General features: G+C 60.7%; 18 protein-coding genes. 11 read left to right on the forward strand and 7 right to left on the reverse strand.

Going from position 1 to position 23,334, the window contains the following annotated elements; genetic code table 11:
• The 5 genes from AC1HFW_RS11185 (at position 1) to AC1HFW_RS11205 (ending at position 4,479) form a co-directional block, all read left to right on the forward strand.
• Positions 1 to 969 carry a quinone oxidoreductase family protein gene (locus AC1HFW_RS11185; RefSeq protein ID WP_479283306.1) on the forward strand — a complete coding sequence of 323 codons (969 nt, stop codon included), beginning with the start codon at positions 1 to 3 and terminating at the stop codon, positions 967 to 969.
• Between the two features lie 68 nt (positions 970 to 1,037).
• Positions 1,038 to 1,910, forward strand: a complete 873-nt coding sequence (locus AC1HFW_RS11190; RefSeq protein ID WP_479283308.1) for an SMP-30/gluconolactonase/LRE family protein — start codon at positions 1,038 to 1,040, stop codon at positions 1,908 to 1,910.
• 307 nt (positions 1,911 to 2,217) lie between these two features.
• Complete coding sequence (locus AC1HFW_RS11195) at positions 2,218 to 2,973, forward strand: SDR family oxidoreductase (protein WP_479283310.1); 756 nt, start codon at positions 2,218 to 2,220, stop codon at positions 2,971 to 2,973.
• 126 nt (positions 2,974 to 3,099) lie between these two features.
• On the forward strand, positions 3,100 to 3,402 hold the full coding sequence (locus AC1HFW_RS11200) for an ArsR/SmtB family transcription factor (protein ID WP_054434467.1): 303 nt from the start codon (positions 3,100 to 3,102) through the stop codon (positions 3,400 to 3,402).
• Positions 3,403 to 3,495: 93 nt separating this feature from the next.
• Positions 3,496 to 4,479: a zinc-dependent alcohol dehydrogenase family protein gene (locus AC1HFW_RS11205; RefSeq protein ID WP_479283313.1), complete on the forward strand. Its 984-nt coding sequence runs from the start codon at positions 3,496 to 3,498 to the stop codon at positions 4,477 to 4,479.
• A 37-nt stretch (positions 4,480 to 4,516) separates the two neighbouring features.
• On the opposite strand, the gene AC1HFW_RS11210 is transcribed toward AC1HFW_RS11205, so the two are convergent.
• On the reverse strand, positions 4,517 to 5,653 hold the full coding sequence (locus AC1HFW_RS11210) for a hypothetical protein (protein WP_479283315.1): 1,137 nt from the start codon (positions 5,651 to 5,653) through the stop codon (positions 4,517 to 4,519).
• A 422-nt stretch (positions 5,654 to 6,075) separates the two neighbouring features.
• Between AC1HFW_RS11210 and AC1HFW_RS11215 the strand changes: the two genes are divergently transcribed.
• Positions 6,076 to 6,474: a hypothetical protein gene (locus AC1HFW_RS11215; RefSeq protein ID WP_479283317.1), complete on the forward strand. Its 399-nt coding sequence runs from the start codon at positions 6,076 to 6,078 to the stop codon at positions 6,472 to 6,474.
• On the opposite strand, the gene AC1HFW_RS11220 is transcribed toward AC1HFW_RS11215, so the two are convergent.
• Both AC1HFW_RS11220 and AC1HFW_RS11225 read right to left on the reverse strand, forming a co-directional pair.
• Positions 6,467 to 7,096, reverse strand: coding sequence for a pentapeptide repeat-containing protein (locus tag AC1HFW_RS11220; RefSeq protein WP_479283319.1), 630 nt, complete (start codon positions 7,094 to 7,096; stop codon positions 6,467 to 6,469). The two genes, AC1HFW_RS11215 and AC1HFW_RS11220, sit on opposite strands and share 8 nt — an antisense overlap.
• 87 nt (positions 7,097 to 7,183) lie before the next feature.
• Positions 7,184 to 8,143: a LysR family transcriptional regulator gene (locus AC1HFW_RS11225; RefSeq protein ID WP_479283321.1), complete on the reverse strand. Its 960-nt coding sequence runs from the start codon at positions 8,141 to 8,143 to the stop codon at positions 7,184 to 7,186.
• Between the two features lie 124 nt (positions 8,144 to 8,267).
• Here AC1HFW_RS11225 and AC1HFW_RS11230 point away from each other — a divergent pair, with 124 nt between their 5' ends.
• From AC1HFW_RS11230 to AC1HFW_RS11250, 5 genes are all read left to right on the forward strand, one after another.
• A complete protein-coding gene (locus tag AC1HFW_RS11230; protein ID WP_479283323.1) occupies positions 8,268 to 9,887 on the forward strand; it encodes a DHA2 family efflux MFS transporter permease subunit in 1,620 nt (539 codons plus the stop codon).
• Between the two features lie 10 nt (positions 9,888 to 9,897).
• Entirely contained in the window at positions 9,898 to 10,458 is a 561-nt protein-coding gene (locus AC1HFW_RS11235; RefSeq protein ID WP_479283324.1) for an NADPH-dependent FMN reductase, read from the forward strand.
• Positions 10,459 to 10,853: 395 nt separating this feature from the next.
• Positions 10,854 to 12,776, forward strand: a complete 1,923-nt coding sequence (locus AC1HFW_RS11240; RefSeq protein WP_479283326.1) for an IucA/IucC family protein — start codon at positions 10,854 to 10,856, stop codon at positions 12,774 to 12,776.
• Entirely contained in the window at positions 12,773 to 14,020 is a 1,248-nt protein-coding gene (locus AC1HFW_RS11245; protein ID WP_479283328.1) for an MFS transporter, read from the forward strand. The genes AC1HFW_RS11240 and AC1HFW_RS11245 overlap by 4 nt, the downstream gene beginning before the upstream one ends.
• Positions 14,017 to 16,140, forward strand: coding sequence for a TonB-dependent receptor (locus AC1HFW_RS11250; RefSeq protein ID WP_479283330.1), 2,124 nt, complete (start codon positions 14,017 to 14,019; stop codon positions 16,138 to 16,140). The genes AC1HFW_RS11245 and AC1HFW_RS11250 overlap by 4 nt, the downstream gene beginning before the upstream one ends.
• Positions 16,141 to 16,673: 533 nt before the next feature.
• On the opposite strand, the gene AC1HFW_RS11255 is transcribed toward AC1HFW_RS11250, so the two are convergent.
• The 4 genes from AC1HFW_RS11255 to guaA form a co-directional block, all read right to left on the reverse strand.
• Complete coding sequence (locus AC1HFW_RS11255; protein ID WP_479283332.1) at positions 16,674 to 17,972, reverse strand: hypothetical protein; 1,299 nt, start codon at positions 17,970 to 17,972, stop codon at positions 16,674 to 16,676.
• 891 nt (positions 17,973 to 18,863) lie between these two features.
• On the reverse strand, positions 18,864 to 19,286 hold the full coding sequence (locus tag AC1HFW_RS11260) for a hypothetical protein (protein WP_479283334.1): 423 nt from the start codon (positions 19,284 to 19,286) through the stop codon (positions 18,864 to 18,866).
• A 497-nt stretch (positions 19,287 to 19,783) separates the two neighbouring features.
• Positions 19,784 to 21,331: a hypothetical protein gene (locus tag AC1HFW_RS11265; protein ID WP_479283336.1), complete on the reverse strand. Its 1,548-nt coding sequence runs from the start codon at positions 21,329 to 21,331 to the stop codon at positions 19,784 to 19,786.
• Positions 21,332 to 21,650: 319 nt separating this feature from the next.
• A complete protein-coding gene (guaA, locus tag AC1HFW_RS11270; protein WP_479283338.1) occupies positions 21,651 to 23,243 on the reverse strand; it encodes a glutamine-hydrolyzing GMP synthase in 1,593 nt (530 codons plus the stop codon).
• Positions 23,244 to 23,334 lie beyond the last annotated feature (91 nt).

Here is a 23,334-nt window from a genome sequence, read left to right on the forward strand (position 1 = left end):
ATGAAAGCAGCTGTCTACTACGAGAATGGTCCCCCGGACGTGTTCCGCTATGAAACCGTCGATGACCCGCTGTGCGGCCCCGCCGACGTGCTGATCGACATCGCGGCGATCTCGGTGGAGGGCGGCGACCTCATCAACCGCGAAATCCGCCCCCTGGCGCGCGTGCCGCACATCGTCGGCTATCAATGCGCCGGGACCGTCATTGCCGTGGGCGCCGACGTGCGCGACCGCAAGCCCGGCGACCGCGTGGTGGCGGTGCTCGGCTGGGGCTCGCATGCGCAACGCGTGGCCGCACCCGCCGCCGACACCTGGATCATTCCGGACGCGCTGGACCTGAGCGTGGCCGCCGCCGTGCCCGTCGCCTGGGGCACCGCCCACGAGTGCCTGTTCGCGGCGGGCGGCCTCACGGCCCGGCAATCCGTCCTGATCCACGCCGGAGCGGGCGCGCTCGGCCTGGCCGCGATACAACTGGCGCATCGCGCCGGCGCGACGGTGTACGCCACCGCCTCCGACGACACCCGCCTGACGCGGCTCACCGACTACGGCATGACAGCCGGCATCAACTACGCCCGCCAGGATTTCGTCCAGGAAGTCGCTACGCTGACCCATGGCCGCGGCGTCGACCTCATCATCGACAGCATCGCCGGCAGCACCCTGGCGCGAGGCGTCCAGGCGCTCGCCTACAAGGGCAAGCTAGTCACGGTGGGCGTCTCCGGACGCGACCAGGACAAACTGGATCCGGTGAGCCTGTGGCGCGGCAACCTCAGCCTGCATGGGGTCTTCTTCCCCACGCTGCTCGACCGCGAACATGCCCGCGTCCATGCCAGCGTGCAGACGCTGCTGGAACGCGTCGCCAGCGGCGAACTGCGAGTCGTGATCGACAGGACGTTTGCCTTGCGGGATGCGCAGGCCGCGCACGCCTACGTCATGTCGCGACAGGCCTTCGGTCGCGTCATCATGCGGCCATGAGCCACCCGGCTGGCGGCCTCGCCCGGCCGCCGGCCGGTCCTCCTCACCCCACGTTGCGAAATTCCCCCATGTCCCGACTGCTCTCCAGCCTGCTTCTCGCCGCGACGCTGACCGCCAGCGCCTGCGCCCAATCCACGGCGCCGAACGTCGCCGCCGACGGCCTCGGCTTTCCCGAAGGCACCATCCTCGTCGACCAGACCCTCTACTTCGTCGACTACCAGGCCTCGACCGTGAACAAGCTCGCTGCCGGCGGCTACAAGGTGGTCGCCCGCCTACCCGGCTGCGGCGCCAACGGCCTGGCCGCCGCCAACGGCACGCTGTGGGTCGCCTGCTATGACGGCGGCGTGGTCGAGAAACTCGCGCTCGATGGCGCCCGTCTCGGCACGATCCGCCACGCAGGCGGCGAAGGATTCAGCCGGCCCAACGACCTCGTCGCCAACCGTCGCGGCGACCTCTACTTCACCGCGTCGGGCGACCGCCCCGGCCAAGGCAAGGTATTCCTCGCGCGCGCCGGCGGCGACGTCGCCGAGGAAGTCGCCAGCGGCCTGGACAACGCCAACGGCATCGCGCTATCGCCCGATGAACAGCTCCTGTATGTCGGCGAAAGCGGCACGGACAGCATCCTGCGCTACCGCATCGCCGCCAGCGGGTCGCTGAACCCTCCCGAGATCTTCGCGCGCCTCGATGCCCTGGCGCCCGCCACGTCCCGTGGCCGCCATACGCCCGACGGCGTGCGCATCGGAGCGGACGGATCGATGTACATCGCCTTGTTCAACGGTGGCGGGTATTGGGTGCTGGACGCGCGCGGGACGTTGTTGAAGTCGGTCGACGTGCCCGGCGACCATCACTCCAACCTGGCGGTCTCGGTCACGGGAAAACCGGAAATCTACGTGACCTCCGTGTCGGGATCCTCCGGGCGCATCTACCGCTTGCCACGTTAGATCCCGCGCCTTGGCGCGCCCGGCCACCCGTTGACGCTGGCGGGCCGCGCGGTTAAAGTCCGCCTGCAGCCATGTCCATGGCTTCGCCGCAGGCGTTATCGTCATCCAACGCGCCCACGACCGGGAGGGCCTCAGCAGAGGAAACCCGGAGCACAAGTGCTGCGGCAATGCACTCCCCGCTTCGTTCCTGCCCGCTCGCCCGACACGCGACGGGCCTGACCACGCGCGCGCCTCGCGGCGCCCGCGCGCACAGACGTCGCGCCGCAGCAGCCTTGTTCCTCGAACATCCTGCTGAAAAGGCAACCCCATGAAGATGACTGGCAACACCATCCTGATCACCGGCGGCACCCGCGGCATCGGCCGCGCGCTCGCCGAAGCCTTCCACGAGCGCGGCAACCGCGTCATCGTCACCGGCCGCGACCCGCGCCAGCTCGACGCCCTGGCCACCGAACGCCCCGGCCTCATCGGCCTGCCGCTGGACCTGGGCGACCCCGCCTCGCTGGCGCGCCTGGCCGACAAGGTCCGCGCGCGCTTTCCCGAATTGAACGTGCTCATCGCCAACGCCGGGATCTCGCGCCCCGAAGATGTCACCCAGGACGACTGGAACGGCGCCGACGCCGAACAGATCGTCGACACAAACATCCTCGGCGTGCTGCGCGCGACCGCCGCCTTCCTGCCGCAACTCAAGCGCCAGCCGAACGCGACCCTGATGGCCACCAGTTCGGCACTGGCCTTCCTGCCCCTGGCCAGCTTCCCGACCTACTGCGCCAGCAAGGCATTCCTGCATTCGTGGCTGACCTCGCTGCGCCACCAGTTGCGCAACGTGCCGGTGGAAGTGCTGGAGCTGTCCCCGCCCTACGTCCAGACGGCCCTGACGGGCGCCCGGCAGGCCACCGATCCCCGCGCCATGCCGATCCACGACTACATCCAACAAGTGATGCAGCGGCTCGAGCGCGGCGAGCATCCCAACGGCGAACTGCTGCTTGAACGCGATCAGGCCCGGCGCTGGGCGGAACGCGATGGCACGTACGACGCCATTTTCGCGGCGATGAATCCGGGCTGATGGGCTGATGGGCCGACGGGTTTTGCGGACGTGGCTGGCCATCGCCCTGCCCCGTCACGTACGAAGATCCGGTCGCGCCGGATCTTCATATTGACATATCGGGAATTTCCGATATCATGCCAATCCATGGACCTGCTCGACGTCTTCAAAGCCCTCTCGAACCGCACGCGCCTTGAAATCCTGAAGGGATTGAAGGATCCCGCGAACAGCTTCCCGCCGCAGGACGAAGGGGACGTGCATACGGTCGGCGTCTGCGTCAGCAGCATCCAGGAAGGCGTCGGGCTGTCCCAGTCCACCGTCTCCGACTACCTGGCCACGCTGCAACGCGCCGGCCTGGTCGAAGCCACGCGCATCGGCTCGTGGACGTATTACAAGCGCAACGAAGCCACCATCAGCGCCCTGGCCGAGATCATCGGAAAAGAGCTGTAGGGTGTCGTGGCTTTGCCCTACCGTTGCCTTTTTTTTGCCCTTTGACATCGGCATTTCCCGATATCCCGTTTTATCGAAATAAGGAACTCCTCAATGAAAGCCATCGTCCTCACCGCCTTCGGCGGCCCTGAATCCTTTGAACTGCGCGACGTGCCCAAGCCCGTGCCGCAACCGGGCCAGGTCCTGGTCCGCGTCCACGCCACCTCCATCAACCCGCTCGACTACCAGGTCCGCCGCGGCGACTACCCCGACCTGGTGCCCCTGCCCGCCATCACCGGCCACGACGTCTCCGGCGTGGTCGAAGCTGTCGGGCCGGGCGTGACCGCCTTCGCCCCCGGTGATGAGGTCTGGTACACCCCGCAGATCTTCGACGGCCCCGGCAGCTACGCCGAATACCACGTCGCCGCCGAAAGCATCGTCGGCAAGAAGCCCGCCTCCCTGAGCCATCTGGAAGCGGCCAGCCTGACGCTGGTCGGCGGCACCGCCTGGGAAGCCCTGATCGTGCGCGCCGGGCTGCGCGTCGGCGAAAGCATCCTGGTGCATGGCGGCGCCGGCGGCGTCGGCCATGTAGCGATCCAGCTCGCCAAGGCCATCGGCGCCCGGGTCTTCACGACCGTGCGCGACGACAATGCCGAATTCGTGCGCGGCCTGGGCGCCGACGTCACCATCGACTACGAAAAGGAAGACTACGTCGACGCGATCCTGCGCGAGACCGGCGGGCGCGGCGTCGACGTTGTGTTCGACACCATCGGCGGCAACACGCTGTCGCGCAGCCCCGACGTGCTGGCGCAGCTAGGGCGCGTGGTTTCGATTGTCGATATCGCCCAGCCGCAGAACCTGATCCAGGCATGGGGCAAGAACGCCAGCTTCCACTTCGTGTTCACGCGGCAGAATCGCGGCAAGCTGGATGAGCTGAGCGCGTTGGTGGAGCGCGGTCAACTGCGGCCGCATGTAGGCGCGGTGTATTCGCTTGCCGATATTCCGGCGGCGCACGCGCGGCTGGAGAGCGCGAACAATGGGTTGCGGGGGAAGATCGCGATTGCGGTGGGGGAATTGGCGAACGCCACGACCGCCTGATCGCGACGCACGGCGCGCTCCCCCAAGCGGGGTCCGATCAGCGCGCCGTGCCAATCTGCAGCACGGTGAACTCGCGCCGCATATAGCGATTCATCACCTCGGCCAGCACCGGATTGCCAGCATTCTCCGCCGCCGGCGCGGTCACTCTCACCACCGCGGCGCACAGCTTGCCGGCCTGGACCGTGGTGCCGGCGACCTTGGCATCCTTCGCGCCAGTCATGCTTTCCTTCCACGCGGCGCGGATCCCGTCGACGGCCTGCTTGGCCGTGGCGCAATCGGCATACGCCAGGGAAATCACGACCGCGGGCAGGTTATTGATCTGGGCATCGGCCAGGATCCCCGAGAAATACGGCGGAATACCCCGGCCATTCGCCTCGACGGCGGCCTTGAGATTCTGCTTCGCGATATCCCTATCGCCATTGGTCGACAACAGCACCTTTGCCGGATCGACGGCGGCAAGGCCCAGGACGGGGGAAATGACCGCGGCCTGCACGATCTGGCCCCGGTCCGCAGGCACGCCCTCCTTCAGGCCGGCCAGCGAGGCGGCCACGACTTCACTATCCGCCACCGACGGCGCGGTCTGGGCCAGCGTCTTCATTCCGGTCGCCGAAGACGCCTGGATCAACGCCGTATCGAGCGGCAGCACAAAGCTGGCCTGCCCCATCATGCCGCGCCACGGATTCTTCGCGTTGGCCTTTTGCATATCCATCCTGCCGGCTTCGCCATTGGCGATCAGACCCGGCGCATCGCCGTCGACCGCGACAAAGTCGACCTGCTTGAGATTGGCAACCAACTTGCCGACGGCCTGTTTGTTCTTCAACCCCCAATAGCTGATATTGGAAGGCGACTGGCCAAACCCGGCGAAATACGACACCTCGTCGAACGGCACTTTCGCGTTATCCGACCACGCGTCCAGGCCATGGCCGATGGATTCGAGAGGACGGATCGGCTGCGCGATCGCCAGCCGGCGCATGCCGTCAGCGGTCGGCCCGGTTTTCTCCAGGCCTCGCCAGGCTTGCACGTCCATGAAGAAGATCTGCATCGGTTGGGGTGATGACAGCACCGCCTGCGGTATCTGCGTCAAGGCTTGCTGCAATGTCTGAGTGCTGTCCTGGGCAGCGGCGGTGGCGGCGAATCCAGTCATCAAACACAGTGCAAGGGCCTTCAGGCGCATTCGGTTTCTCCGTTTATTGGGTGATCTGCATCCTAAATGGGGACACGACAGGATCACTGGCGATAGTACTCGAAGGGCTGGGATGCACCCGTGCTGGATGCTTGCGTTCTGTACCGAGTTATGAGTCGATGTAAAGGCCGCCGAATAGCACGCGATGCGATCCCTCCCTGGGACTCGGCGTACCCCCGCAGGCAGTGCCGTCCTGCCGTCCCGCAGCGGCGTAGGCATTGCAGTGCCCCAAGGAATCGGTCGAAGCTTGAAATCGCTGTGGTATTTTTCGGCTAATCCCACTTCGTGCGGATCAACATGGAGAAATTGAATGCGCCGCTTGTCACTGGGTTTTGGATTGCTGCTTTTTATTGGGTTTTTTGAACTGCAAAGTTTTGCTTCCAGCGGAAAATAAGCGAAGGAGTTACGGCGCAATGAAATTTGGATTGTCTACAGACACAAGCGGTGCGACCAGTGTCTACAAAATTGCAAACGAACTTGATTCGATATTTCCTGCCCTGGAGTCGCATTTCCAATCAATCAACATCGAGATGTTCTTCGTTTTTCGCTGCCTTCCAGATGAGATCGGCAGAAAATCGTCGCGGCGCTTTTCGAAGGCGGAGTCCGTTCTCTACCTGGATATGTGTCTTTCAGAGGATCTGCTGAAGGACATGAATGTGGCGCAACAGAGGTCCATCGTGGCCGGTTATTTTTTCGACTACACGGAAGAGTCCCTGAATAAATATCAATTTAAAGGCCTCGATGTTCCGTCGTTCATGGCCGCGCTCAAGAAAGAGGCGGCATCAATAGGTTGGCTGGATCCCCTTAACTAATCACGACCCCATCCGTGATACAGCCTCGAAGCTGTTCCGTGGCAACGCCACCCACAAACCTGCTCTTCGCCACTGACCCGGAAATGACCTTGACTTCCGTAAAGTCACATCCATCGAATACACAACTGATGAAATGAATACTTGAGAGATTTGCCCCGGAAAATTTGCAATTGACAAACTTGCAGTCGGTCGCAAAGGACTTGGATAGATTCGAGCGCGAGAAGTCACAGTCAATAAACTCCCCGCCCAATCGCGCGCCGTTGAGCTTCGCTCCGACAAAGCTGCACGAATCGAATTTCCTTCTCACGAAGACGTTGCGCATATCGATGCGCTCAAACTTGCACCCCTTTGCCTCGGACTCATTGATGCTAGCCCCGTCTTTGAACAGGGCGTCAGAGAGATCAACCCTTTCGATATTCCGGTAGCGGACCGCTTCAGCGAGCGTAATCCCTCGATAGTCCTCAAAGCCCTCATCGGTAAGTCCGAACGGCGATTCCGGCATCGCCCCCATCCTCATGGACTTGGCCGCATCATGAAGAGCCCTGCCAACTCGTTGCAACTGCTCCGCCTGCCATCTGGCACGTGCATCTTTTGCCTGCATTCCCGCATCCTCAAGCGTCATGGATTGAATTGTGCCGTGGGCACCCGTGTAGTTGCCAGGCTTAGCTCAGCGAAACAACCCAAGCGGTCGTGAGCTCGAAGTGGCTTCCTAAATTTGCCGGAGATCGTGGCCAAATTCGCGGGTCAAAAAATCGACCAGCAGCCGAATCCGCGGAGGAACGGGGTTCCCGGGGGCAAACACGACATACAGCTCAATGCCCTGCATCGCATGAGACGGGAGCAAGCGGACCAGTCGACCCGCAGCGAGGTCCTCGGCCACATCCCACGCAGCTTCACACGAGATCCCCTCTCCGGCCAGCGCCCATTCGCGCAAGACGGCCCCATCGGCACTGGCCAAGGTCCCCTTCACATGGACGTCCAGCCATCCGCTTTGCTGCATGAACCGCCATGGGCCCGGGACACGGTGCCGTCGGAACAGACGAAGGCAATTGTGGGCACTCAGGTCTTCCGGCGTGGCCGGATGGCCGTGCTGTTCCAGATACGACGGCGCGGCCACAATCAGCATTTCAGACGTCGCGACTTTACGAGCGACCATGCCTTCATCGCTCGGCAAGCCAAAACGCAGCACCACGTCGCAGCCGTCCAGCATGTTTTCGATGCCGGCATCGGACAGGAGCAATGTGATTTCGAGGCCCGGATGAAGACGCGCAAATTGCGCCAGCAATGTCGATAGCTGACGACGCCCCAGATCGGACGGCGCGCCGACGCGCAGGAGACCACGCGCGACCGTCCCACGCGAAGAGACCTCCGATTCGACATCGCGCACCGACTCGAGAATCGCCGCCGCGCGTTCGTATAGCAACCTCCCCTCGTCGGTAAGATCGAAACGTCTCGTGCTGCGATTCGCAAGCGACACCCCCAAGCGCGTCTCGAGTTGTCGCAAGCGTCGGCTGACCGCGGCAGGCGAGGAATGCAGCGCCACGGCCGCGTGCGAAATCCCTCCCCTTTCAACAATCGCCTGAAAAAGCTCAAGTTCGGAAATCGAGTCCAGAGAGGTCTCCTGCCGGGTGGTTTGTCGGGTGGCGACGGCGCACGTATCGAATGGCATGCTAGCACCGCCCTCGCCATTCTTCCACTAATCGGAAATAACCTGTGCACATCCGTGGGTTTCGGGAACCCCATCGCTGGATCAACATGGTGCTTCGGCTTAGTTACTTCCGAATTTCGCAAATATGGCACCTTTCCTATCCGCGCCTGCCAGCGCGTTGTCGACCGCCCGCGCGCCGCAATCCCAAGACGGCGGGAAGCACACCGGACTGGTCGCCGGGCTGGGGCTGACGGCATGGATGGAGTTCTATACGTTCGATGCCGTCAATCTCGTGCTTCCCGATTTGGCGGGCTCATTCGGCGTCTCCCAGGATGAAGCCAGTTGGCTCCTGATCGCTTTCAGCACCACATTGTTTTGGGGCGTGGCCGTTTCCGTCTGGCTCGCCGGACATATCGGTTACTTGCGCTACATCCTGGGCAGCATCGTCTTGTTCGCGATCGCATCGCTGGGATGCGCGTTCGCCACGGATTTCAGCACCATGCTGCTGTGGCGTGCCGTCTCGGGATTTGCTGGCGCGGGCCTTGCGATGTGGTGGCGAGGCTCCGTCTATCTGTTGATTCCGCGACCGCAACGCAGCGTGTCAATGATGCGCATCTCCGTCATGATCTATCTGTCGACGGCGTTGGGGCTGCTATTGGGCGGATATGTCACCGACCAATACACATGGCGCCTTCTCTTCGCGCCGAACGTGATCGTCGCCGTAGCGGCCATCTGGCTACTGAAGCGTCACTTCCCGAAGGTCGTCCGCCCGTCCGACAGACGCGCCCGTAGTGTCGATGCACCGGGACTTCTACTGCTCGCGGTAGCCCTGACATGCACGCAATTCGTCATGAGCCGGGGGCAGGCGAAGGACTGGTTCGGTTCATGGGAAATCCGGGGATTCGCTTGCGTCGCGCTCATGGCTTTCGTCCTGTTCGTGGGATGGCAGCTGCATGGCCGCAACGACGCTCGGCTGCTTCGCCTGGAGCTTCTTCGGCAGCGCGATGTCGCCGCGTCGGTGGTACTCGGGGTGCTGGTCGGCATCATCGTGTCCGGCAGCACCTATGCATTGCCGGAATTTCTGAGGACGGTCTGCTCCCCCGGACTGGATGCGACCCACACAGGCCGTATTCTCTGCATCTACGCATTGACCGCCGCGGCCATTCGCCCCCTTGTCACACGCTCGATTGGCAAGGTTGGACCACGCAAGGTGCTTGCGTTCGCATTCATCCTGTTGACGATCTCCATGTCGCTGATGTCGCGCCTGATCACGACCGAAACGCCATATAGCTATTTCGCGCTGCCGCTCATGCTGTATGCCTTCTGTCTTTCGCCGGTGTTGTCCGCGCTCGCCAGTGGAACGGTTGCGAGACTCCCGCAAGAAGTACAACTGGATGCCGTCGCGGTGTACATGACGTTCCGTCAATTCGGCGTGTCGCTGGGCGTGACAATCGTCACATCGGTTCTGGCATGGCGGGAACAATTGCACTCCAGCCAGTTGTTCGACCACCTGTATTCGATGTCCCTGCAAGTCAATGAATGGATGACGTCAGTGACGACCTCACTTATTCAGCGGGGGGAGGAAGCCACGCAAGCGCGTAGCATGGCCGAAGCGCTACTCGCGCGGACTGCTGTACAGCAGGCCAAAACGCTCGCTTATGCCGACGCTTTCGTCTTCATGGCCGCGGTCGGGCTATTGGCACTGTGCCTGGTTCCGTTGATGGCGCCGGCACGGTCCGCAACGAAGTTGATTTCAACAAACTAAGGGATAACCGATGAGCCAATCAAAACGGGTGCTCGTTATCATGGGAAGCACACGTGCGGGACGAAAGTGCCCCACGATCGCACAGTGGGTCGCCGATATTGGCGGGACTTGCACGGACTCGACCTACGAGATCGTAGACCTGAAAGCCTGGCACCTGCCCATGGACGACGAGCCGGGATTGCCCGCCCTGGGCACACCGTATGCCCAGCCCAACACACGTGCATGGAGCGAGAAAATCTCAGCCTGCGACGCCGTGGTTTTTGTCACGCCGCAGTACAACTGGGGCTATCCCGCAGCGCTGAAGAACGCGATCGATCACCTCTATTACGAATGGCGAACGAAGCCAACGGCCATCGTGACATACGGAGGACACGGCGGAACCAAATGCGCCAACCAACTGCGACAGGTCGCCGAGGCATTGAAGATGCGTGTTGTCACGACAGCACCGGCGATCACCCTGTCGGACGATGTTATCCGGCATGACGGCACGTTGAATCCCGCCACGGATTTCGCAGAATTTGCTTACGACGTCGAGCGGGCGTTGACCGAGTTGGTCCAGCTGATGCAATGAGCAGAGGCGCGACCAACTGATCGCACCCAGCCGTATCCAACAAACGCGGGAACGTTGCATCCTGCCTCTTGGTGACGACGGCGGCGGTGATCTACAGCTTCGATCGGTGGGCGTAAAACGGCGCTCGTGCCTGGCAGGATCGGGGCAAACCTGCCGTCGCGAAAGCATGCCCCTCTGTTGCCATACCTGCTTATCACAGGTCGATTTCGTCCGATTTAATTACGCCAGGGACAAGAGTCGGACGGCTCTTGCCATAAACAACTCCCATTCTCAATAAGAATCGAGCTCCAACCAGATTGCGCGTCGGCACGGCGCGCGACGGTAACCCCGACGTTGTCGAGCCGATTACACAGTTCTCCTTTCTGCGGCAACGTGACCCTTCAACGAGGCCGTGTATGGAGCTTTCCAGCAGCACCGGACGCCTGCATTCCGTGTGGACACAGGCGCTTCAGACTGAAGCGTTTCAGCGTAATGGCATCAACCAGGCCGACCTGATTGCCGTACTTCCCAGAGTCCGTGAACGCGCGTTTCAGCGTCTGATGCAAGCCTTGCTGCGAGAGAAGCTGATACCGCCCGGGCGCGTCCAACAAGCGCATGGGCGAAGCATCCTGCCCCTCGGCGACGATGGTGCTTACCTCACCTTTGGCAGCCTGCGGCCGGGGCCAATGGCCAGTTGGTGCCTCGACGGTCCGGTCCTACTTCACCGATCTCCGAATCCCGCACACGAACTGGAACTCCCCTCGGACCTGATCGAACAATTGGTTCCCTTGCTGGACCCCATTCCCGGCGTCGAGGTGGTCGAACAACTGAAACGCGAACTCGACGACAGCTTCCGCAACGACAGCCTGTGCCTGGCATTTCATGGCAATTGGAATGCCCGATTGTTGAAGCACGCCAGCGATGCGCACACGCACAGCCTGTTGCAATGGTTGGGATCACCAGACGCTCCCCGCAACCCCACGCAACTGCTGGAACAGTGGGGCACCCTCGGCCATCCTTGGCACCCCGGTTACAAAGCCAAGCTCGGCATGGACACCCGGGAAGTCATTGACTGCGCCCCGGAATTCGAAGCGCAGATGCGTCTGCCGCTTGTCGCGCTACACCGAGGGGTAGCGCATACCGAGTCGATGTCGGAGCCTGCCTATCCAGCCTGGTGGCGCGGGGCTTTCCCACACGAAGCGCGTACCTGGGATTCGGCGCTACGTGCATTGGGACGCGAGCCGGCGGACTTCCTCCCCCTGCCGGTGCATCCCTTTCAGCTCTCCACCCTCCGGGAAACATTCGCCGCCGAGATCGCACAGGGTCAATTGATCCTGCTCGACGACGCCGCGATCACGGGCCGCCCCGGCATGTCCTTCCGTACGCTATGGACAGAAGGCGCCGATCCGCGGCATATGCCCATGGTGAAGCTACCCGTCGCGTTGCGCCTGACCAGTGTGCAACGCACGCTCACTCCGCGATCGGCAAGGATGGGGCCACGCATCAGCCGCTTGCTGGCGACCATCCGGGAGCGCGAACCGCAACTGGCTCGGTATTGGGACTTCGTGCCCGAGCGGCACGGTATCCATGTCTTGTTGGAACCGGCCGACGACGAGCGCGCGCGCCACCTCGGCGCGCTCTATCGAGACAACCCGACAAGTCGATTGCATTCAGGCCAGATGGCGATACCCGTCGGCAGCCTGTTCGTCGAAGACCACAACGACGAACCCTTGCTACGCCAATGGGTCGTGATCGCGCAAGGCGCAAGCGACCATCAGGCCGCACTGCGGTTCTTCCAGGACTATGTCGCCACGGCCCTGCCCGGCCTGCTCGACCTCTACCTGATCTACGGCATCGCCTTCGAAGCCCACCAACAGAACAGCTTCATGGTCATGGATGACGCGGGCCAACCCTCCCGGCTGCTGATCCGCGATTTCGGCGATTTGCGCATCCATCGTCCCAGCCTGGTCCGGCAGGGCCTCACGCTGGAGATCCACGACCCCGCGCTGACGCTCTTTGACGACCCCGACTTCGTGCGCGCCAAGCTACTGCACGCCGGCTTCATGTGCCATCTCGGCGAACTTGCCCTGCTGTGCCAGCGCCATTGGCCGGAACTGGATGAGCAAGCGCTCTGGTCAGTGCTTGCCCGGCAGGTCGCCGAACGCTTCGACCATGTCCGCCCACGGACCGACCCTGACCGCTGGCAAGTCGAACGCGCCGCGTTTCTCGAACACCCCTGGCCCGCCAAGAGTTTCCTGCGCATGCGATTGGCGCAGACCCAGAACGACATCGCCGGCCAAATGGACAACCCGCTACGCGCGTGGATCGGCAATGCATGAGTTTCGATCGCCGACAGCTCTTCCGGCTGGTGCTGATCCAGGCCTTTGCGATGGGCGCGATGGAAATGAGCGGCCCATTCTGGCCGCTGCGCCTGCGGGCCTTGCTGCCTTCGGATCGGCAAGATCAATTGTCGTGGCTGGCGGCGCTGATCTACATCGGGCCGGCGTTGACGGCAATTGTCGCCACGCCCTTCTGGAGCGCGCTGGGCACGCGTCGCGGACACCGCCCCATGTTGATCCGGGCGCTGCTGGCGCTTGGCGTGTGCCAGTGGCTTGCGGCCCTCACCACGAACGTCTGGCTGTTGATCGGCATCCGGGTGCTGCAGGGCGCCTTGGCCGGCTTCATCGCCGCGGCGCAGGCCTATGCCACCGCCGGGTCGTCTGGCGCGAACCGTGGGCAGGTACTCGCCCGCCTGCAATCGGCCACCGCCATTGGCTCCATGCTGGGCCCGGTCTCTGGTGGCTTGTTAATGGACCTCTATGGATTCGCGTGGATCTGCCTCATCGCCGGGCTGATCTGCCTGGCCTGCGTCGTTCCCGTCCTGAGTCTGCCCAGGGACACTCCGGAGCCCGCCGCGCCAATGGGCACCGGGACCATCGGACGCGCCACCACGCACACCTGGTTGCTGGCCCCGCTGGTGGTGATCACCCTCGTCCAGGCGGCGAAAATGATGCCGCAACCGTTCTTCGCGCTGTATCTGAACGAAGTGCTGCACGCGCCCTCCTGGCTCAGCGGCGCAAGCTACGCCGCAAGCGCCTTGACCCTGGCCCTGTCCGCGCCCTGGTGGGCACGCCTGTGCGCACCCCAGCCCGTCCAACGCGGCTGGCGATTCCTGGAAGTCGCCTCCTGGGCCAGCGCGCTCACGCTCTGCCTGATGGCGCTGGCTCACGACACCATCACGTTCATCGCCACACGCCTGCTGTGGGGCCTGTGGCAAGGCGCGCTGCTGCCTCTGGCCTACGTCCTGATTGGACATACCGCCCCCAACGCCTATCGCGCGATCGGCCTGGGCCTGGGCAACAGCACCGCCAAAGTGGGCGCGCTGGCCGGGCTCGCATTGGGCGCCGGCGCCATGTCATGGGCCAGTCTGCATTGGGGCTTCTGGCTGGTCGCGCCGCTCTATGTCGTCGCCGCGCTGAGCGTGCGCTTCCTGCGCCGACTACCGGGCTGCCAGCAACCGCGCCCAACTCCCGCTAACTCGCCCGCCACACCATTCCCCTCGGAAATCAAGGACCCACCATGAAATCCCCTATCGCCGGCATTGCGCCTGTCCGTGTCAACCGGTTCCTGCTCGTCTCCGCCTCGATGTGGACGCTGGGTATCGGCCCGCTCCACGCCGAGGAAGCCACCACCCTTCCCACCGTCACGGTCACCGCCACACGCGGCGAAGCCAGCATCGCCAGCATCCCCGGCTCCGTCCAGGTCATCGAAGCCGAAGAAATAAAGCGCCAATCCGGTGCCGGCCGCAAGGTCGCCGACGTCCTGGCGACCCTGGTGCCTGGCCTGGCTCCCAGCAGCGGCACCATGACCAACTACGGCCAGAGCCTGCGCGGACGCAACGTCCTGGTCCTGATCGACGGCGTGCCGCAAAACGCCAGCCGCGACAACTACCGCCAGCTCAACAGCATCGCGCCCGAGAGCATCGAGCGCGTCGAAGTGGTCTCCGGCGCCAGCAGCCTCTACGGCGCCGGCGCCACCGGCGGCATGATCAACATCATCACCAAACGCAACAACGGGCAGGACCTGGCCTTCAGCAGCCGGGTCGGCATCACCGCCGACAAGGACTTCCACCGCGACGGCATGGCCTACGAACTGTTCCAGAGTGCCACGGGACGCAAGGGCGCATTCGACTGGTACCTGTCCGGAGACTTCGTCAAACGCGGTGGGCAATTCGATGCCCTGGGCCAGCGCATCCCGCAAGACACCTCTCAGGGCAGCGAAATGGACACCCGCAACCATGACCTGACGGCGCGCTTCGGCTTCGACTTCACCCCGGAACGCCGCTTGACCCTGGGCCTGCAGGAGTTCCAGGACAAGCAGCGTTCCGATTACGGATTCCAGGCTGTCGACGGTGAAGCCCGCGCCGTATCCGGCCTGGATCTGGACGACCAACCCAGAACGCTCAATCGCGCCATCAACCTCAACTACACCGACCGCGCCTTCTTCGGCCAACGGCTGCAAGCCGAAAGCTACTGGCGCCATAACGAGGCGCTTTTCTATCCCGATCGCCCCAGAAAGAAAGCCGGCATCACCGCCACCGACAGCCGCGCGACCGTCTACGGACTGCGGCTGGCCATGGAAAGCCAGCTGCCCAGCTTCAGCGGCATCCAGGGAACGCTGACCTACGGCGGCGACTACGAACGCGAGCAGTTGACCCAGGATGGCAGGCAATACACCGTGAAGGGACTGGTCTACACCCCCACTGGCCGCACGCTCGAACTGGGGCCTGACATGACCACCCAAACCCGCGCCCTCTTCCTGCAATCCGCCTGGGAAATGGAACACTGGACCCTACGCGCGGGCGTTCGCCGCCAGTGGATCGACAGTAACGTCAAGGACAGCGTCGCCTATGGCGACATCCAGGCGACGGGCGTGGGCAACGTCCTGCCGGGCGACAAGCTCAAGTACAACGCCACGCTCTACAACCTGGGGGTGGTCCGCCACCTGAGCGACGCCCAGGACGTATTCGTCAACTTCAGCCAGGGTTTCACCCTGCCGGACATCCAGCGCTTCCTGCGCGACGTGCGCAGCGACTACGACATCCAGCAGTTGAACTCGCAGGCGTTGAAGGTCGACAGCTATGAGATCGGTTGGCGCGGTGCGTGGGAGATGGTGCAGGCCAGCCTCACGGCCTATCGGAACAATTCGGACGTGACGCAGTTCTACGATGCGAAGGATCGGGTGCTGCGGTTAATCAACCAGAAGGAGCGAGTGAGCGGGTATGAGGCCAGCCTCGACTTCAACGTCAATCGCGCTTGGAAGGTGGGTGGCAGCTATGCGTATACGAAGGGTGCGACCAAGCAGAAAGGGAGTTGGACCGCGCTGCCAGCGACCCGGATCGCGCCGCCGAAGTTCACGGCTTATGTCAGTTATGCGCCTGGGAGGTATAGCGTGCGGTTGCAGGGCGTGCGCGTGGGCGGGTATGACGCGGCGGCTCGGGATAAGAATGGGCGCGAGACCGTCGGGTATACGTTGCTGGATCTGTTGGCTTCGGTGGAGTTACCCAAAGGGCGTGTGGATGTGGGGGTTTATAACCTGACGAATCGGGATTATTACTCGGTGTTCATGCAGGCGAATGCGCGGGCGCCTTGGCCGCGGGCGCAGGGGAGGACCGTGGCGGTGAGTTATGGGTTGGAGTATTGAGGGCCGGGTATCCTCGGCCGGAGGACGAGGTAAATGAAAAAGACGCCGAAGCGCCTTTGTCGAAGCCAGAAACATTTTTTCCGAGCGTCATACGCAATGGGAACAACCGATCGTATGGAACCCGACCAGTCTCGACGGGATACGAACTAGCTCTCCGACGAGGAAGTCTTAAGCAAAAATGCCAAAGGCGGCTCAAAACTGGTCAGCGCTGAACGTATGCCTACCTTGTTCCCCAGGCACGTGATTACGTGCTCAAGGCGCTGTGATGGTCCAGCGGCGGGCTATGCCTTTCGACCATACGGCTGGAGCAAAGTCGCTTCGTCTGGCCACAGGCGCAGAATGGCGTGGTGTAGCTGACATCGGCGCAGTTGGGGTTATAGCTCTAAGGGTTTGACCGGCGCCAGCCAGCGTCTACACGGTGCTGGGCGTACGCTTACAAATAACACAACACATTCTGCCGATAGACGCCAGACTCAACAATCAAACAGACTGTCCTCTCATTTGCAGAACGCAACCCGGCTAAAACCCTTGTACTACACCGCGGCGCGCCGGACGACCTCGACATCCAGCCCCGAGAACCGCAGCCGCCAGGAAGCAGCTTCCCGCTCGTCACCGCTGGGCCGGCCGCTACGGTCTACGCCCTTGAAGGCGGTTGCGACATGCCGCAAGATGTCAATCTCGCGAGTATCCGAAGAGGCGCCTCGGACCAGTTCGGGCCAGGACAGCCAAGCGGCACGCGAGTCACATGCACCTGCGCCCGAAAAGCGTGCAGCGTAGCGGGCTACGACCAGAATGACTGGCTTCTCAGCCTGCTGACATTTGGCCACAGGCATGCCGACCGCCATCGCGATGTCGGCCGACGAGCGCTCGCCTACCCAGGCCGCGACGCGTTCAACCCATTGGTTCGCGGCGAGAAGGTTCCGCTTTCGACTCTCTCGTTCCCGGAGCGATTTGCCAAAGATATCGTGCCACTTCAGCTGTACGAGCGCCACGGTGCCGCTTCCCTTATCCTGAACCACAGCATCGACATCGGTTAGCAGCGTGCCATCAGAGCGCCGGAGCGCGACACCCGAGGGCAGCACGGCATAGCGTGGCTCGTTGAAGACTGCGGCAAGATCTGAGCGAAATGCCGCTTCCCGGCTATCTACCGCGCGATCCCAGTCACCGCGGTAGCATGACCTAAGATGCCTCACGACACCAACGAATGGGTTCAGCAACGCTGAAAGCGATGGGGCAAGGATAAATTCGTGCCCCATGTCCACGTAGAAGGGAAACGGCGTGTCGTGATGCAGCAGCGCCTCCTCTACGGACTGGCAGTCAAGCGTCATGGCCTGCGAAACCTCTCTGATCCATTCGGGTTCAAGCCCCCGCTCCTGCCATACGCGCTCAAGGTCATCGCGCCTGATGAACATGGTCAACAGGTTGCGTAGGTCAATGCCCGGATGAGTCGTCTTGAGGCGAGTGGAAAATTCAATGTGGTGCAAAACGGCAGCCGCAGCAACGCAACATGCATCCTTCCACTCTCGAAAGGTCTTCCCGCCGATCATTGCGCCGTCGGGGAGAGCTTCGGTCTCGTGCCAGATAGGCTGGAGATCGCGTACCCGCTGGCGGCTACGCTCAAACAGTTCCTCGTCGCCTGTATATCGAATGAACCAGCCGCCCATGTCGGTCCCCGATTTCTTATCAAGTCGCCTTCGAAGTCGCTTCAGCTGGCCCTTCGCCAAGTCAAGCTCTCCCCGCACCTCAGCGGCGTCAAGCCTTTGCAGGCCCAGCCACGCCAATGCTTCGCGGTCTGCAGCCTCAAGTTCGTCGGATACGACTTCGATGCGCATCTTTGAGGCTCCGGTAGTCGTGCGACTAAGCCCGTATCTCTCCAGACTGGCCAGGCGGTGTAGCCAAGTCAACTGTCCACATCGCAGCAAATGGTTCTCCACGACCCCGGTCCACCTAGTGGAGGACGGCCCCCAGGGCATAGGCCCCTCGACCTCGGCAACCGCCCTCAACAGTGGTTTCAACGCGGGAGCGGCGCCCGCCAACATCCAGTGGCGCGCCTGGTCTCGCTGCAGGAGGTGCTTCCGGTTAGGGGCCATCTGGAAGGCATAGGCGCACATGTCCAGCGTCCGGAACGCCTCCGTGATGGCCAATCGCTCGTAGCCCGCGAAGTAGCTGGCTGCGCGTGTTTGCTGGTCGATCAGCATCTTCGAAAGGAGATCAACGGCTGGTTGTGCACTCATCTGGGCGGAATGAAATTGAATATTTAGGCTGATTGTGCCGCTGATTAGTCCGGAGGGTGTAGATGGCTACGAAAAAAACGTATCAGACATCAGAAACTAGGTCGCAGTGTGAGAGCTTTCCGCGAACGACGTCCTTCAGGGGATGGGCACGAGCGCCAAGTCGGCGTACATGCTTTTGAGCACAGCGTTCTCGTCCCGCAGCGGGCAAAGCTGCACCAAGTGCGAAACCGTAACGCTCGAAAACTGGCTCTTCCACTTTTAGTACGCCGGCAAGCTGCGCCATCACCACTCTGAAAGCACATCTGCATCACGCACCTCTTGAAATCTCCGAATTACCAATTCCCTTATATGAAGATAATCATCGACCTGCATCTTCATGTACCTGTGCACGGCTCAATGACAATTAGGGCAAAGCAATACAAAATCGGACGGAGCGACAACGTATGACGAAGAATAGGTCGACATGGGCCTTTTGTGGTGAGCCTCAATTCACTCAACGCCGTACCGTTCGAAAATACGAAGTTCACAGATATCGCAGGCAGAGTCCTGCTTCGACTTTACTATAGAAACCACTTCCTTATTTCGTTCCGCCATAAGGCGAGTGACGTATTTCCTGTCACCTTCGGTGTACGAAACACCAAGCTCCTGCAGTAAATTTTCCTCTGAAAGGATCGTGGACAAAACCCCTCTGCTGAGCACTACAACGCTATCATGAAGTTCTGTTACCTTGAAGTCACCTTGATAAATCCATTGATCACGGGACTCAATAAACAACAGAATCGGATAGCCATTCCTCGGCTGATTAATCAAAACCGCGTTGGCTTTTTCGGCATATGAAATATGCCCCCTAACCGACTTAAAAGAGTACCGATAAACGTCGTCGCTCTCGTCGACCCAACCGGTCTTGACCATACAAGCCCGGCCAAGTTTTTATCACCACAGCGCTGCAATTCGGATTTTGACCGAGCCAATTTATCCCTTGCTGAGGTGTATTATCAATACTATTATCAAATCCATCCCAATATGGCGATCCATCCACCTTTGAGTACTGAATCAGATCAAATAGATTTCGTTTCGTTACAACATCAACCCTGGAGATAATCAATAAGTCACGCGGTTTCTTCAAGTTTGAATTCATGCGATGAAACCCCTGCAGCATTCCAATTGACCGCCCGACCAACTCCAAAAGCTGACCGCGGAGTCAGATCTGCTTTCCGCTTCGCGGCAATGCTGGCATGGCTTCAGCATCAGATCCCGGTTCACGATCAGCATTAGCAGCCTGGGCCTTGCGATCAGCGTCGGTTGGATGTTCATGTTCTATAGGGTGATCTCCCACCCCACCGGGCTCACACTGCTCTGCAGGCTGCCTCGCCCCCAGCGATCACTAATACATCTAATTCAAATATGGCCTACAGGCGGTCGGTTGGCGAATGATAGTCATAAGAGAGCGACTCTAATAGCTTCTCATCAAAGGATATTCGAAAGCTCATGTCCTCTAACTCATTGAACTTAGTAACCGGGTCCACCTGGACAACCCCTGTATTTCTGTCACGCCACGTAGCAATCAATTGACTGCCGCCGGGGTAGTTTTGAGTTCGCAACCAGATGGAATCCAGAACATTATCATTGGACAGCCTGGAATTATTCTGTGTTTCGATGCTTGATTTATCTCCAAGCGTAACGCTCAAAGTAGTCAACAGAACACCCTGATCGGAAACTTGAAAAAAGCTTGTGCTTTTCAAAACCCAATCAAGTGAAGCACTCTTAGCAATAATTGCCTTCACCAAGCTAGAACTTTTTAATAACCGCCCGGGCTTCTCTAGCATCGTGGACGCGCCATCAATCTGAAGTGCTATCCGTTTAGGCCCAAATCTTTCATCCGAAATTTCAATCTTACCGCCAAGATTCACAATTTCTGCGAAAAGGTCGGCAAGCTTTTCGGCACCAGGATCTAGAGTAGCCGGAAGTGTTTCACCGAGACCAGATATTATTCGCAATACGCCAGACTGCCAGAACTCAGGTTTCTGAGAAATCTGATCACGCACATACTGCAATGCTGCATCGTAGCGCGCCGATTCTTTTACCAAGTACAGGATCAGATTACTTTTTAGATTAGGTTTAACAATATCAACATTTTTCTCGGCAAAACTTATGGCCATTTCTTTGTCGAAAACCTTAACGTTCTCCCACGCTGCCATGCGTGTGTAAACACTTTGACCCTCGTCATTCAATATGGATTTTGAGTACGGCAATAGCGCGGCATCTCCTTTTAGCTTTTCAAGCACCAGCCATTTTTTTTCAGGAGACATATCAGACGCTGTGAGGAGAGATGCTATTTTCCGACCCACATCATCTTCTGAGAGTGCAGGCCGGAATGGCCCACGATTTTTTATGATAATTGTCAAAGCATCGGAAAAATTCGAATATTTGCTTTCAGGAGCCAGCAAAACACTAAGCAACCGTTTCTCTTCCGGCCCATTCAAAGGGAATAGTGACTCACTAATCGAGGCATAATTCCTCGCCAACCTAATCATATAAGCATTAATGATCGCTTCGGTTCGTAATTCATCTAGCGCTTGCTTGCCACCGCTTCGGTCATCTTCAAATCGCATCCACTGGTTAACTTTATCGTTAAACAATGCAATCAAGGTGTTAGACAAATTATTGTAGCCAAGAATCACACCCAAACCAAAAATTGCGGAAATCACCAAGGCAGCAATGGCAAGCCAGTTTTTTACTTGACTTATTATTCCGAGCGTCTTATCAATAGCCTTCTCCGTGATCTTGTCTTCCACATTTAAGATTTTTCCATTCACATCAGAAAGAATCTCTAAAGTTTCCGATTTTATTTTCTCAAGCTGGAGACGGAGATCATGGTTCTCCTTAAGCAACTCCGCACGAAGTTTCGAAGACTGATTCTCCAGGTAAAGCGAAATGTAATCCTTACTTTCTTGCATAGCACTTCCTTAGAATTTATCTTCCTTATGCTACTAATATTTAAGATGTCAGACTACGCTTTCCGCTCCAACGCAAGCAGCCGCCCAGACTTTTTCCCACCATTTCGACGCCATGAGGGGCATCAAAACCAGTGAACGCGAAGACATTGGCGAAACCATGTAGCAGTTCAGTCAACTGGCGCGGGTCTTCAGACCAGACGTGACTGAACGCAGGCTCAGGGCTGGCTTGATGAGATACGGGACTACCGACGCGATTGCCGCTCGATGAAAAAAAGGCGCCGAGGCGCCTTTTTTCCTTATCGCGCAACCTGCCGCGACACTACTCCCACTCAATCGTCGCCGGCGGCTTGCTCGACACGTCATACACCACCCGATTGATCCCCCGCACCTCATTAATAATCCGCGAGGAAACCCGAGCCAGCAACGGATGCGGCAGCGGCGCCCAATCGGCCGTCATGAAGTCAAACGTCTGCACAGCCCGCAGCGCGACAACGTACTCATACGTCCGGCCATCGCCCATCACCCCCACCGACTTCACCGGCAGGAACACGGCGAACGCCTGCGAGGTCAGCTCGTACCAGGTCAGGCCGCTGGCCTCGTCCTTGGTACTGCGCAGTTCCTCGATGAAGATCGCATCCGCACGGCGCAGCAGCTCGGCGTACTCGTGCTTGACCTCGCCCAGGATGCGCACGCCCAGGCCCGGGCCCGGGAACGGATGCCGGTAGACCATCTGCGGCGGCAGGCCGAGGGCCACGCCCAGTTCGCGGACTTCGTCCTTGAACAGTTCGCGCAGCGGTTCCAGCAGTTGCAGGTTCAGCGTGTCCGGCAGGCCGCCGACGTTGTGGTGCGACTTGATCGAGGTGGCCTTGCCGGTCTTGGCGCCGGCCGATTCGATGACGTCGGGGTAGATGGTGCCCTGGGCCAGCCACTTGGCGCTTTTCTGCTTGCCGGCTTGTTCCTGGAACACTTCCACGAACTCGCGGCCGATGATCTTGCGCTTGGCTTCGGGGTCGGCCACGCCGGACAGCTTGCCCATGAACTGGGCGGTGGCGTCGACGTGGATGATCTTGACGCCCATGTTCTCGGCGAAGGTCTGCATGACCTGCTTGCCTTCGTCCAGGCGCAACAGGCCGTGGTCGACGAAGACGCAGGTCAGCTGGTCGCCGATGGCCTTGTGGATCAGGGCCGCGGCCACCGACGAGTCGACGCCGCCGGACAGGCCGAGGATGACTTCGTCTTCACCGACCTGCTCGCGGATGCGGGCGACGGCTTCGGCGACGTAGTCGGGCATGTTCCAGTCGCCCTGGCATTCGCAGATCTCGTTGACGAAGCGGGCCAGCATGGCCTTGCCCTGCACGGTGTGCGTGACTTCGGGGTGGAACTGCACGGCGTAGAAGCGGCGATCTTCGTCGGCCATGCCGGCGATGGGGCAGGACGGCGTGGAGGCCATCAGCTTGAAGCCCGGGGGCAGCTCGGTGACCTTGTCGCCGTGGCTCATCCAGACCTTGAGCATGCCGTGGCCTTCGGCGGTGGCGAAATCTTCCAGGCCTTCCAGCAGCTTGGTGTGGCCGTGGGCGCGGACTTCGGCGTAGCCGAATTCGCGGTGGTCGGAGAAGCTGACCACGCCGCCCAGCTGTTGCGCCATGGACTGCATGCCATAACAGATGCCCAGCACGGGCACGCCCAGCTCGAACACGGCGTGCGGCACGCGCATGGAGCCTTCTTCGTAGGCCGATGCGTGGCTGCCGGACAGGATGATGCCCTTCAGGCCCTGCGCCATCTGGTCGCGGATGAAGGCGTCGTCGACGTCGCCGGGATGCACTTCGGAGTAGACGCCGGCTTCGCGCACGCGGCGGGCGATCAGTTGGGTGACTTGCGAACCGTAGTCGAGAATGAGGATGCGCTGGTGCATGGAGACTCTACCGGTAATGAATGAAATCGCTGTAAATAAAACCGCACCGGCAGACCCGCTGACTGATTCTGCGGTTCTGCCGGTGCGTGAT

It is taken from the genome of Achromobacter sp. ISS7 (genome assembly GCF_056523125.1).

Coding starts and splice junctions, on each gene's coding strand:
- AC1HFW_RS11185 (WP_479283306.1), top strand. CDS start 1: ATGAAAGCAGCTGTCTACTACGAGAATGGTCCCCCGGACGTGTTCCGC.
- AC1HFW_RS11190 (WP_479283308.1), top strand. CDS start 1,038: ATGTCCCGACTGCTCTCCAGCCTGCTTCTCGCCGCGACGCTGACCGCC.
- AC1HFW_RS11195 (WP_479283310.1), top strand. CDS start 2,218: ATGAAGATGACTGGCAACACCATCCTGATCACCGGCGGCACCCGCGGC.
- AC1HFW_RS11200 (WP_054434467.1), top strand. CDS start 3,100: ATGGACCTGCTCGACGTCTTCAAAGCCCTCTCGAACCGCACGCGCCTT.
- AC1HFW_RS11205 (WP_479283313.1), top strand. CDS start 3,496: ATGAAAGCCATCGTCCTCACCGCCTTCGGCGGCCCTGAATCCTTTGAA.
- AC1HFW_RS11210 (WP_479283315.1), bottom strand. CDS start 5,653: ATGCGCCTGAAGGCCCTTGCACTGTGTTTGATGACTGGATTCGCCGCC.
- AC1HFW_RS11215 (WP_479283317.1), top strand. CDS start 6,076: ATGAAATTTGGATTGTCTACAGACACAAGCGGTGCGACCAGTGTCTAC.
- AC1HFW_RS11220 (WP_479283319.1), bottom strand. CDS start 7,096: ATGACGCTTGAGGATGCGGGAATGCAGGCAAAAGATGCACGTGCCAGA.
- AC1HFW_RS11225 (WP_479283321.1), bottom strand. CDS start 8,143: ATGCCATTCGATACGTGCGCCGTCGCCACCCGACAAACCACCCGGCAG.
- AC1HFW_RS11230 (WP_479283323.1), top strand. CDS start 8,268: ATGGCACCTTTCCTATCCGCGCCTGCCAGCGCGTTGTCGACCGCCCGC.
- AC1HFW_RS11235 (WP_479283324.1), top strand. CDS start 9,898: ATGAGCCAATCAAAACGGGTGCTCGTTATCATGGGAAGCACACGTGCG.
- AC1HFW_RS11240 (WP_479283326.1), top strand. CDS start 10,854: ATGGAGCTTTCCAGCAGCACCGGACGCCTGCATTCCGTGTGGACACAG.
- AC1HFW_RS11245 (WP_479283328.1), top strand. CDS start 12,773: ATGAGTTTCGATCGCCGACAGCTCTTCCGGCTGGTGCTGATCCAGGCC.
- AC1HFW_RS11250 (WP_479283330.1), top strand. CDS start 14,017: ATGAAATCCCCTATCGCCGGCATTGCGCCTGTCCGTGTCAACCGGTTC.
- AC1HFW_RS11255 (WP_479283332.1), bottom strand. CDS start 17,972: ATGCGCATCGAAGTCGTATCCGACGAACTTGAGGCTGCAGACCGCGAA.
- AC1HFW_RS11260 (WP_479283334.1), bottom strand. CDS start 19,286: ATGGTCAAGACCGGTTGGGTCGACGAGAGCGACGACGTTTATCGGTAC.
- AC1HFW_RS11265 (WP_479283336.1), bottom strand. CDS start 21,331: ATGCAAGAAAGTAAGGATTACATTTCGCTTTACCTGGAGAATCAGTCT.
- guaA (WP_479283338.1), bottom strand. CDS start 23,243: ATGCACCAGCGCATCCTCATTCTCGACTACGGTTCGCAAGTCACCCAA.